This is a genomic window from Skermanella stibiiresistens SB22, assembly GCF_000576635.1.
Taxonomy (GTDB): Bacteria; Pseudomonadota; Alphaproteobacteria; order Azospirillales; family Azospirillaceae; genus Skermanella; species Skermanella stibiiresistens.
The window spans coordinates 74,161-85,217 of record NZ_AVFL01000027.1 but is presented as its reverse complement, the minus strand read 5'-3'; the positions used below and the strand labels follow the sequence as shown (position 1 = coordinate 85,217).

Annotated in this window: 13 protein-coding genes; 6 read left to right on the top strand and 7 right to left on the bottom strand. The window is 67.1% G+C overall.

Annotated features, from left to right (window positions below; genetic code table 11):
- Both N825_RS27695 and N825_RS27690 read right to left on the bottom strand, forming a co-directional pair.
- The coding region (locus tag N825_RS27695) for an Hpt domain-containing protein (RefSeq protein WP_037459102.1) at positions 1–450 on the bottom strand (450 nt) is incomplete at its 3' end.
- A 286-nt stretch (positions 451–736) separates the two neighbouring features.
- Positions 737–1,363 (bottom strand): histidine phosphotransferase family protein, encoded by a 627-nt coding sequence (locus N825_RS27690; protein ID WP_037459098.1) that lies wholly within the window; start codon positions 1,361–1,363, stop codon positions 737–739.
- A gap of 138 nt (positions 1,364–1,501) precedes the next feature.
- Between N825_RS27690 and N825_RS27685 the strand changes: the two genes are divergently transcribed.
- A complete protein-coding gene (locus N825_RS27685) occupies positions 1,502–1,690 on the top strand; it encodes a DUF3553 domain-containing protein (RefSeq protein ID WP_037459096.1) in 189 nt (62 codons plus the stop codon).
- Positions 1,691–1,728: 38 nt separating this feature from the next.
- Here N825_RS27685 and hpxZ read toward each other — a convergent pair whose 3' ends face one another.
- The 3 genes from hpxZ to N825_RS27670 are packed head-to-tail and all read right to left on the bottom strand — an operon-like array spanning position 1,729 to position 3,709.
- Positions 1,729–2,106 (bottom strand): oxalurate catabolism protein HpxZ, encoded by a 378-nt coding sequence (gene hpxZ, locus N825_RS27680; protein ID WP_037459094.1) that lies wholly within the window; start codon positions 2,104–2,106, stop codon positions 1,729–1,731.
- Between the two features lie 5 nt (positions 2,107–2,111).
- The gene (locus N825_RS27675) at positions 2,112–3,494 is read right to left on the bottom strand and encodes an AtzE family amidohydrolase (protein ID WP_037459092.1); all 1,383 of its coding nucleotides are present in this window, start codon (positions 3,492–3,494) and stop codon (positions 2,112–2,114) included.
- The gene (locus N825_RS27670) at positions 3,494–3,709 is read right to left on the bottom strand and encodes a DUF4089 domain-containing protein (protein WP_037459090.1); all 216 of its coding nucleotides are present in this window, start codon (positions 3,707–3,709) and stop codon (positions 3,494–3,496) included. Before N825_RS27670 ends, N825_RS27675 begins: the two co-directional genes overlap by 1 nt.
- A 200-nt stretch (positions 3,710–3,909) precedes the next feature.
- Here N825_RS27670 and N825_RS27665 point away from each other — a divergent pair, with 200 nt between their 5' ends.
- Positions 3,910–4,641, top strand: coding sequence for a GntR family transcriptional regulator (locus N825_RS27665; protein ID WP_198038921.1), 732 nt, complete (start codon positions 3,910–3,912; stop codon positions 4,639–4,641).
- Positions 4,642–4,680: 39 nt separating this feature from the next.
- On the opposite strand, the gene N825_RS27660 is transcribed toward N825_RS27665, so the two are convergent.
- Both N825_RS27660 and atzF read right to left on the bottom strand, forming a co-directional pair.
- Positions 4,681–4,941: a DUF3126 family protein gene (locus N825_RS27660; RefSeq protein WP_037459088.1), complete on the bottom strand. Its 261-nt coding sequence runs from the start codon at positions 4,939–4,941 to the stop codon at positions 4,681–4,683.
- Between the two features lie 143 nt (positions 4,942–5,084).
- Positions 5,085–6,899, bottom strand: a complete 1,815-nt coding sequence (atzF, locus tag N825_RS27655; RefSeq protein ID WP_037459153.1) for an allophanate hydrolase — start codon at positions 6,897–6,899, stop codon at positions 5,085–5,087.
- A 272-nt stretch (positions 6,900–7,171) separates the two neighbouring features.
- On the opposite strand from atzF, the gene N825_RS27650 reads away from it, so the two are divergent.
- From N825_RS27650 to biuH, 4 genes are read left to right on the top strand one after another with little or no spacing between them, the layout of a single operon-like run.
- A complete protein-coding gene (locus N825_RS27650) occupies positions 7,172–8,302 on the top strand; it encodes a BMP family ABC transporter substrate-binding protein (RefSeq protein ID WP_037459086.1) in 1,131 nt (376 codons plus the stop codon).
- Between the two features lie 14 nt (positions 8,303–8,316).
- The gene (locus N825_RS27645) at positions 8,317–9,432 is read left to right on the top strand and encodes an ABC transporter permease (RefSeq protein WP_037459084.1); all 1,116 of its coding nucleotides are present in this window, start codon (positions 8,317–8,319) and stop codon (positions 9,430–9,432) included.
- A gap of 3 nt (positions 9,433–9,435) precedes the next feature.
- Positions 9,436–10,356: an ABC transporter permease gene (locus N825_RS27640; protein WP_037459082.1), complete on the top strand. Its 921-nt coding sequence runs from the start codon at positions 9,436–9,438 to the stop codon at positions 10,354–10,356.
- Positions 10,353–11,027: a biuret amidohydrolase gene (gene biuH, locus N825_RS27635; protein ID WP_037459080.1), complete on the top strand. Its 675-nt coding sequence runs from the start codon at positions 10,353–10,355 to the stop codon at positions 11,025–11,027. The genes N825_RS27640 and biuH overlap by 4 nt, the downstream gene beginning before the upstream one ends.
- Positions 11,028–11,057: the final 30 nt, after the last annotated feature.

The window sequence follows — 11,057 nt, the reverse complement described above, 5'->3', positions numbered from 1 at the left end:
CGCCGCGACCACCACGGGCGCTGGCGGAGCGACGGGCGCCGGTGTGGGCGCCGGCGCCGCGGCCGGAGCGTCGCGCCCTTCGGCGATCGCGTTGAGACGGGCGATCAGGCCACTGTCGTCACCCGGCGGCTCGGCTTCGGTCGATTCAAGGACCGACAGGATGAGCTTGATCGTGTCGAGCGATTCCAGGATCGCGGACACGGCCTGGGGTGAAACCGACAATTCGCCATCGCGAAACTTGCCGAGGACATTCTCCGACGCGTGGGCGACATGTTCCAGGCGGGGCAGACCAAGGAACCCGCAGGTCCCCTTGATGGTGTGAACCAGCCGGAAAATGTTGCTGAGCAGTTCGGGGTTGTTCGGGTTTTGCTCCAGCCGGACCAGTTCGACGTCCAGAACCGACAGGTTCTCCGATGTCTCGGTCAAAAATTCGCTGAGCAGATCATCCATGACGATATTTCCCACGCCGTTTTTGGGCTTGCCGCTTTGCCATCCGGGCCCAAGAATGCACGACGCCACGCCGGCAGGCGTTCACTCCGGGACCTATTCAGCCTGCCAAACACTGATTAAGAGTACCTTACTTTCGCGTTTTCGAAAAAGTCTTAATTCATGAGATATAGACAATGCAATCTTTTATCACCGCCTCCGATAGGCGGTAATAGGCCAAAATTCTCCAAATCGAGTAGAAACTCCGCGCGCCAAACACATTTTGGCGCCGAATCCCGCTATGGAGAAGCTAGTTTATCAACTTGAAGACGAGGCTTTCGGGGCCCTGCTGGTCGCAGGCGACCCGCATGCCATGGTGTTCCGCGAAGCGCCCGGTGACATAGGCGTGGACCGTTCGGGGCGACAGGGACTCGACCTCCACGGCGCCGGACAGTGCCTGCGATGTCTCGGCCCGCAGGCCCGCGTTGCGTCCGGTCGCGACCACCCGGGGGGAGCCATCGGGGCCCGGCTCGACGCTGACACGCCCGCCATGGGCCAGCGCCTCCTCAGCCAGGATGACGAGGTTGATCAAGACCTTGCCGGTGCCCTGGCGCGGCGGCGCCGCCTGTTCCAGCCGGCCGGGCTGCCAGTCCAGCTTGATCTTGCCGCCGGTGAAATAAGCCTCGGCCGCCTGTGCCACGTCCTTCAGTCCGGACGTGTCCCCAGCCGCCCCATAGGCCAGCCGCAGCAGACGCAGCCGGCGGGACGCCTGGTCGGCGCTGTGGGCGATCAGGCCGATCGCCTCGTCGGCCATCTCGGCGCCCATTTCCTCGATCAGTTCGACGCCGTTGTTGATGGCGCCGACCGGGCTCACCAGTTCATGGCACAGGCGGGAGCACAGCAGCTCGACCACGCGGATATCCAGATTGGTCTTCATCTCGTCCCATCGATGGCTGAGGCGATTCTTGGCGTCGCCGGTTGATTCTACCATGATCCGAAATGGTTACGACTGAAAAAGATCCTCCGGAACCCGACATTTCCACCCCATGTCCCAGCAACCCCATGGAGTTCGTCCGTGTCCGATCCCACCCTGGTTCCCGGCGCCCATGTGCGCCATCCCGCCCAGCCCGACTGGGGGCTGGGCCAGATCCAATCGTCGATCGGCAACCGGGTCACCGTCAATTTCGAGCATGCCGGCAAGGTCGTGATCAACTCGGTCAACATCTCGCTGGAGGTCGTCGACCCGGACGACGACCCGCCGTGACGGCGACCTCCGTCGAAGGCGGGGCTTCGTGTCCGCCTTCAGCCGGCCATCAGGCTGACATGGGCCGCGACCACCCGCCAGCCGTCGGGGGTGCGCGCCCAGGTCTGGCTCTGGCGGCCGGTGCGGGGACTGCCCTCGCGCCGGAACTCGGTGTTGGCGGTCGCGAAGTCGCGACCATAGGTCGTGATCACCGTGTTGAACAGCTCGCGCTCCAATCCGACGGATGGCCGGCCGGCGCGGAACGCGGCGATGGCGTCATAGCCATAAAGATTCTCGCCGGCCCCATAGCGGAGCGTGTGCGGGCTGTTCCAGAACAACCGGTCCAGCATGGCGACATCATTGGTCACCAGGGCCTTCTCATAGCTCTGGAAGGCGGCCGTCACCTCGGCCAGGACTTCCGCGTCGTTGATTTCCATTCGTCTCATTTCCCCCAACTCGTTTCGCCCACCGCGACCGGAGCCGCGCAGACACCCATTTCCTCCAGTACCGCCGCGACCCGCAACGCCAGATCCTCGCGCCCGGGCGCCGCCACCACCTGGACTCCGATCGGCATCCCGGAGCCCCGCCTGACGGGAACCGCCACGACCGGCAACCCGATCAGCGACAGCGGCTGCGTGAAGATGCCGATGTTCGGCCGCACCAGCATCTCGACCCCATCCAGCACCATGGTCTGTTGACCGATCGGAGGCGCCACGCAGGGCGTCGCTGGAGCGAGGATGATATCGACATGGCCGAACAGCTCCATCACCCGATCATGGTACCAGCGGCGGAACCGCTGCGCCTGGAGATACCATGAGGCCGGCACCATGGCGCCCGCCAACAGCCGATCGCGGGTCGCGGGGTCGAAGTCCGCCGCCTGGGTCCGCAGGCGGTCCAGGTGCAGGTTGCCGCCCTCCGCCGTGGTGATGACATAGGCCGCCGCCCGCGCCCGCGCCGCCTCGGGGATCACGACCGTGTCGCTGGCCCCCAGTGCCGCGGCGACCGTCGCGACCGCCTCGAAGGCGACCGGGTCGGCGCCCTTCGCGAAGTAATCGCCGGCGACCGCGATCCTCAAGCCGTCGATGCCCTGACCGAGCGTGGCCGCCACCGCCGTCCCGTCCGCCTCGGGTCGCATCGCGTCGAAGGCGGCGGTCAGATCGGCGGTGGAGCGCGCCAGCGGCCCCAGATGGTCCAGGCTGAAGCAAAACGGAAAAGTACCCTCGCGGCTCAACCGGCCAAAGGTCGGCTTCAGCCCGAACAGGCCGCAGAACGACGCCGGCACCCGGATCGAGCCATTGGTGTCCGATCCCAGGGTCAGGGCCGCCAGCCCCGCCGCCAGCGCCGTTCCGGATCCGCCGGACGACCCGCCGGACATCCTCGCCGGGTCATGGGGGTTGCGCGACGGGCCGTGGTGGCAGTTCTCGCCGGTGAAGTCATAGGCGTATTCGCCCATGTTCAGCGCGCCCAGCAGGATCGCCCCGGCGTCGTTCAGGCGCTGGATCAGCACCGCGTCATCGCGTGCCGGAGGATGGCTGGCGTTGATCCTCGACCCGGCCAGGGTCGCCAATCCCTTGACGTCGAACAGGTTCTTGACCGCGAAGGGAACACCGGCCAGCGGCCCCGGATCGTCCCCAGCCTGGACCTTCGCGTCGACCGCAGCCGCCTCGTCCAGCGCCCGTTCCGCCGTCACCGCCGTGAAGGCGCCGAGAGGGGCGTTCAGCGCCTCGATCCGGAACAGGGCGGCCCGCGTGACCTCCACCGCGCTGACCGATCCCGCCTTCACGGCGGCCGCGATCTCCAGCGCGCCACTGGTGTGGTCGATCATCACGCGTCCTCGCCCGGCCGGAAGGTGGGGGCCAGTTCCACGTGGTCGTCCAGCGGAAACTCCGCCACCAACTGGGCGAGTTCGGCGGTCCGGGCCATGTTGGCGACGACGCCGGCCCGATCGTCCGGCGCGATGGTCAGGCCGAGGGCCGCCGCCATGAGATCCACGTGGCTCTCCGCATGGAAGTTGTTTCGGGCGAAGGTGGTATGGGGCATGGTCGCTCCCTGTGCGTAGGATCGTGCTGGGCGCAAGATCGTGCTGGTTCCAAAACGTTCCGGCACCACGCAACCGGCATGCCACTGGCAAGGAGGCCGGATCGGGGGACGTGCGGCGCGTCGCTGCACAAATCTTGTGCCGCCGCCCGGAACATGGGAACAGATGGATGCGGATGGTCGACGGTGGCGGATGATCTACGGTGAGTGAGCGGAACATGCGGTTGGCGCGCCAGGAACCACGCCGGACGCGGGCGGACGAGATCCGCGAGGCGATCGCCGACGATATCATGTCCGGCCTGATCTTTCCCGGCGTGCGCCTTGACGAGCAGGAACTGGCCGATCGCTTCGGGGTGTCGCGCACGCCGGTCCGCGAGGCGTTGAAGCAGCTGTCGGCGACCGGCCTGATCATGCTGCGCGCCCACAAGGGCGCCGTCGTCACTCCCATGACCATCGGCGTCCTGTCGGAACTCTTCGAGGCGCTGGCGGAATTGGAGGCCGGGTGCGCCCGGCTGGCGGCGGAGAAGATGACCGGGGCCGAGCGGCGCGCGCTCGAGGAGGTCCATCGCGAAGTTGGCGACCTCGTCCGGCGCGGCGATCCGGACCGGTACCATCTCGCCAACATCCGCTTCCACGACATGATTTACGAGGGCGGCCACAACGGCTTCCTGGCCGAGACGACGGTGGCGCTGCGGCGCCGGCTATCGCCATTCTCGCGCGCCCAGTTCCGCAATCTCGGCCGCATGGCCCGCTCCTTCGCGGAGCACGACCAGATCGTGACCGCCATCGTGCGGGGCGACGGCGACGGCGCGTTCCACACGATGCGCGCCCATCTGGCGACGGTGGAGCACGCCTTCGAGGATTATCTGGCGGAGGAGGGGCGGACGGCGAAGTCGCGGGAATCCGCGACGGTCGTCGCGGCGGGCCGACGCTAGACCCTCGTGGCTTACGAATGCGATGGCGTCCCGGCGCCGCTAGCGCGTCGGCTTGGCTTTCGGGGCTCCTCCGGCGGGAACGGCGCTGGCGGGGGGCAAGTCCTCGGACAGGATGGTGATGTGCAAGTCGTAGGACACCTCGCCCTCGTCCTCATCGCGATGCACGACACCGATGAACTCGTCGCCGATCAGCATTTCGATGGGCGCGCCGCGCTTGGGCGGAGGGACGATGGTGATCCGGTCGTTTCCGAAAGTCCGGCGGAGATAATCCTGGACCCGGGCGATTTCGTTAGGAGTCATCACTCTCTCGACATGCTGTTACGGCGACATCACCCGATCCTCATCGCCGCGGGTTCGATCACGATATCGGGACAAGCCTCCGTGTTGCGTCACCAGACGCCGCCGCGCAAGTCCGGAATGCGTTGGCAAGCGGATTTTATGTCCTATCCGGCGCGTGCCGCGACATAGGCCCTCCAGCCACCGAAACCCGATATCTCCTCCGCTCCCACCGTGGCGTAGGCCTCGCACAGGAAGCCCTTGACGGGCCCCCATCCCTCGACCATCACCGTGCCGATGCCGAGAGGCCCTTTGATGGTCGCCATGAAGGCGGCGAGGCGGCCGTCGGGGATCGACCACAGCTCCGCCCCGATCGCGTGCCCCCCGCCGTCGGCGACCCGCAGCAGTCCGGGCCGCGCCGGATTCATCCCCGGCAGGGCATACAGGCGGTAAAGTGGTTCGGTCCGGACCGCCGCGACCTTGCGGCCCCCCAGCGCCACCAGTTCCGGACTCAGCGCCATGCCCTCCATGTGGCCGCCGACCATCGCCAGCACCGTGCGTCCGGAAGTGGCGCCCACCAAGGGCTTAGCATCGGGCAGCGCAGCGCCGGTGGCACCCAGGGTCAGCCCCGTGGCCGCTTGCCAGCGGCGTCCCAGATCCGCGAGGGCGCGGTCATGGAACGCCGGCGCGATCAGGGTGACGCCGAGCGGCAGGCCCAGCGGCCCGAAACCATTGGGCACCGCGATGGCGGAGAGGTCCAGCAGGTTGGTGAAGTTGGTGTATTCACCAAGGTTGGTGTTGAGCGCAACCGGATCGGCCTCCAACTGGTCGACCGTGTAGATCGTCCCCGCCGTCGGCACCAGCAGCACGTCGATGTCGTCCCATACCGCCCCGGCGATCCGGCGCAACTCCTCCAGCCGGTACATCGCCCGGAACGTGTCGACCGCGCTGTAGGCGTCGGCTCCCGTGATGATCCGGCGGGTGATCGGATGCAGGCTCTCCGGGCTCTCGCGCAGGAAACTCTCGACCGCCGCCATCCGCTCCGCGACCCAGGGACCGCTGTAGAGCAGTTCGGCGGTCTCGCGGAACGGGGTGAAGTCGATCGTCACCGGTGTGCCGCCCAAAGCGGTCAGCCGCTCGACCGCGATGCCGTAAAGCTCGGCCGCCGCCTCGTCGCCGAAGAAATGCAGGTCGGCCGCCCGTGGCACGCCAAACCGGAAGCCTTCCGGCAGGGCGGCGTCATGGGTGGTCCTGGAATAGGGGTCGGCGGCGTCGAACCCCGCCGCCACGTCGAACACGGCGGCGGCGTCGGCGGAGGTCAGTGCGAAGATCGACACGCAGTCGAGCGACCGGCAGGCCGGCACGACGCCCTTTGTGCTGAGCGCGCCACGCGTCGGCTTCAATCCCACGATATTGTTGAAAGAGGCTGGCACCCTGCCCGACCCCGCCGTGTCGGTTCCCAGCGAGAATCCCACCAGACCCGCCGAGACCGCCACCGCCGAACCGGAACTGGAGCCGCCGGGGATGTAGCGCGCGTCGAACGGGTTGCGCGGGACGCCATAGGGCGAGCGGACGCCGACCAGTCCGGTGGCGAACTGGTCCAGGTTGGTCTTGCCGACCAGCACCGCCCCGGCGTTCAGCAACCTGTCCACCAGCGTCGCCGAGACTTGCGGCACATAGGCGAAATCGGGACAAGCGGCCGTGGTCGGCATGCCGGCCACGTCGATGTTGTCCTTGACCGCGAAGGGGATGCCGAACAGCGGCAGTTTGGCCGCCTCCGCGCGGTCCAGGGCATCGAGTTCCCCGGCGCGGCGACGCAGGTCGGCGGCTTCGACCCGGGCGATCCAGACATGATCGTCGCCGGCACCCTCGATCCGGTCCAGCACCGTCTCCACCATGCCGCCCACGGTGGCGGCTCCGCTGGCATAGGCGGCGCCAAGGGTGGTCAGATCCAGGCTTCCAATCACGCTTTCCCCACTCATCTTCATCCACTCCCCAGGAATTCCGCATACGATCATGCATACAGCAAGCCAAAGAAATACCTTTGTTATATCAATGGCTTGCTATCCGAGAATTGGCAAAAACATGCCAAATGACTAAATAATAGGCTAATATTAAGCTGTTCGGGCAAACATTATGCAGCCCTTGTCCGGATCCAGGCGACAAACGCCCGCACCATTGACGATCCGCATTTGGTATAAACCTTGCACAAGAAACCCCATCAGCGAATGAAAATTCTGGATGGAGGGTTCTGATGACGGTCGATCAGGGCATGTCGCGTCGCATGGTTCTGGGCGCCCTTGGCGGCGCCGCCGCGGGAACGGCGCTGTCGGGCTTCCTGCCGCTCTCAAGAGCCCTCGCCGCCAAGAAGCTGGTGGTGGGCTTCATCTATGTCGGTCCGCGCGACGACTTCGGCTACAACCAGGCCCATGCCGAGGCGGCGGCGATGCTGCGCTCCATGAGCGGCGTCAAGGTCGTGGAGGAGGAGAAGGTCCCCGAGACCCTCGACGTCCAGAAGACCATGGAGAGCATGATCAACCTGGATGGCGCGGAATTGGTCTTCCCGACCTCGTTCGGCTATTTCGACCCGCACATGCTGAAGGTCGCCGCGAAGTATCCGGACGTCGAGTTCCGCCACTGCGGCGGCATGTTCAAGGCCGGTACCCATCCCGCCAACACCGGCAGCTATTTCGGCTACATCGACGAGGGCCAATACCTCAACGGCATCGCCGCCGGTCACGCCACCAAATCCAAGAAGCTCGGCTTCGTCGCCGCCAAGCCGATCCCGCAGGTACTGCGCAACATCAACGCCTTCACGCTGGGCGCCCGCTCGGTCGACCCGTCCATCACGACCCAGGTGATCTTCACCGGCGACTGGTCGATGCCGATCAAGGAGGCGGAGGCGACCAACGGACTGGTCAACGCCGGCGTCGATGTCGTGACCTGCCACGTCGACAGTCCCAAGGTCGTGGTCGAGACCGCCGAGCGGCGCGGCGCCTTCACCTGCGGCTACCACGCCAACCAAGCACCGCTGGCTCCCAAGGGCTATCTGACCGGAGCCGAGTGGAACTGGATCACCGTCTACAAGGATTTCGTCACCAAAGCGCAGGCGGGCGAGAAGCCGGGACAGTTCGTGCGGGGCGGCTTGAAGGAGGGCTTCATCAAGACCTCCGCCTATGGTCCGGCGGTCAGCCCCGAATCCAAGGCGGCGGGCGAGGCGGTCAAGGCCAAGATGATGGCCGGGGACTTCTCGATCTTCAGCGGCCCGATCAGCACCAACACGGGCAAGGAGATCGTCGCCGCCGGCAAGACCTATGGCCAGACCGACCTTTGGCTCGAAGGGATGGACTGGCTGGTCGAAGGCGTCGTCGGCTCGACCTCCTGAGGAGGGCCGGGACGATGGTCGACGAAACCGCCCCGCTCCCAACCCGTCCCCTGGCCCCGGCCGGCTCGCCTCTCGCCGGCCTCTCCCTCGACGCCCTGCGCGGCACCGCCGAGGCGGTGCTGATCCCGGTTGGCGCACTGGTCGCCACGGCCGTGGTGTTCGGCATCTTCGTGGCGCTGGCCGGCGCCGATCCGCTGGAGACCTACGAGCTGATGTACCGGGGCGCCTTCGGCACCTGGTTCTCGTGGCAGAACACACTGCAACGGACGGCCCCGCTGCTGCTGACGGCCCTGTGCGTCGCCCTGCCCGCCCAGCTTGGCCTTGTCATCATCGGCGGCGAAGGCGCGCTGGTGATCGGCGGCATGTGCTCCGCCGCGGCGGGGATGGCGATGATGGGGGCACCCCCCTGGCTGCTGCTGGGCGTCATGGCGCTGGCAGGCATGGCGGCGGGCGGCGCCTGGATCGCGCTGGCCGGCGCGCTCCGCCAGTTCCGGGGCGTCAACGAGACGATCTCCAGCCTGCTGCTGGCCTATATCGCCATCGCCTTGATGAACCACATGGTCGAGGGCCCGCTGCGCGATCCCGCCAGCCTGAACAAGCCGTCGACCCCGCCGCTGGGCGAGGCCAACATGATCGGCTCGATCCCGGGGCTGGACGTCCACTGGGGCTTGGTGTTCGGGCTGGTCGCCTGTGTCGCGTCCTATGTGCTGATGCGGCGAACGACCTTCGGCTTCGGCGCCCGCATGGTCGGCGGCAATGTCCGCGCCGCCCGCATGGCCGGCTTATCGGTCGCCAAGCTCGGCATGATCACCTGCTTCCTGGCCGGGGCCGCCGCCGGGCTGGCCGGGATGGTCGAGGTCGCGGCGGTCCATGGCAGCGCCAATGGCTCGCTGGTCGCGGGCTATGGCTATACCGGCATCCTGATCGCCTTCATCGCGCGCCAGAACCCGCTCGCCGTCATTCCGGTCGCCTTGATGTTCGGAGGCATCGCCGCCAGCGGCGGCTTGCTCCAGCGCCGGCTGGACCTGCCCGACGCCACCATCCTGGTGCTCCAGGGCATCGCCTTCGTCATGATCCTGGCCAGCGACACGCTCTATGGCCGCTTCCGAGTCTTTCAACCGAGGGGGTGAGTCATGGAGGATCTCGGCTGGTGGGGCGTGGCGCTGGCGGTTCTCGCCGGGGCCATCCGGGTCAGCACGCCGTTCCTGTTCGTCAGCCTGGGCGAGTTGCTGACCGAGAAGAGCGGGCGGATCAACCTCGGGTTGGAGGGCACGCTGGTGATGGGCGCCATGAGCGCCTACGCGATCTCGTACATGACCGGCTCGCCCTGGTTGGGCGTGCTGGTCGCCGGGCTGGCCGGCGCCCTGTTCGGCGTGCTGCACGCCCTGATCTGCGGGTTGCCGCGCGTCAACGACATCGCGGTCGGCATCGCGTTGATGCTGCTGGGGACCGGACTGGCCTTCTTCCTGGGCAAGGCCTTCATCCAGCCGCAGGCGCCGATCCTGCCGGCGATCGAGTTCGGCTGGTGGAGCGATCTGCCCCAGGTCCGCTCCGCCCTTCAGATCAACGTGCTGTTCATCCTGGGCGTGCTGCTGGCGCCCTTCCTGCTGTGGGTGCTGACCAACACCAAATGGGGCCTGATCGTCAGGACGGTCGGCGACAGCGCCGACGCCGCCCGCGCCATGGGCTATTCGGTCAACCTGGTCCGCTTGGCCGCCACGGCGTCGGGCGGCTTCCTGGCCGGCATCGGCGGATCGTTCCTGTCGCTCTACTATCCGGGAAGCTGGAACGAGGGGCTGTCGAGCGGCCAAGGGCTGATGGCGGTGGCGCTGGTGATCTTCGCCCGGTGGCAGCCGATCCGCTGCCTGGGCGCCGCCCTGCTGTTCGGCGGGGCCGGAGCCCTTGGCCCGGCGCTGCAATCGGTCGGCGTAACCCAGGGCTATTACCTGTTCAACGCGGCGCCCTATCTGCTGACGCTCGTCATCATGATCGCGACCTGCTCCCCGACCCGCACCCTGACCGGCGCTCCGGGCGAACTGAGTATCACGAAATGACCCACATCGACTCCGACCCCTACCCCTGGCCCTATGACGGAGACCTCCGCCCCGCCAATACGGCGCTGGTGGTGATCGACATGCAGACCGATTTCTGCGGCAAGGGCGGCTATGTCGACGCCATGGGCTATGATCTGGCGCTGACCCGCGCCCCGATCGAGCCGATCGCCCGGCTGATGGCCGCGATGCGGCAAGGCGGCTTCACCATCCTGCACACCCGCGAGGGTCACCGGCCCGACTTGGCCGACCTGCCCGACAACAAGCGCTGGCGCTCGCGCCGGATCGGCGCCGGCATCGGCGATCCCGGTCCGTGCGGGCGGGTGCTGGTGCGCGGCGAACCGGGCTGGGAGATCATCCCGGAGCTGAGCCCGCTGCCCGGCGAGCCGATCATCGACAAGCCGGGCAAGGGCAGCTTCTGCGCCACCGACCTGGACCTGATGCTGCGCCAGCGCGGCATCCGCAACCTCGTGCTGACCGGCATCACCACCGATGTCTGCGTCCACACCACCATGCGCGAGGCCAACGACCGCGGCTATGAATGCGTGCTGGTGGAGGACTGCTGCGCCGCGACCGACCGGTCCAACCACGACGCGGCGATCCGCATGGTCAAGATGCAGGGTGGCGTGTTCGGCGCCGTCGCCCGCTCCGACGCCCTGCTGACGGTCCTGTGACCTCAAGTCTTCCATGAATCCGAGGAGACC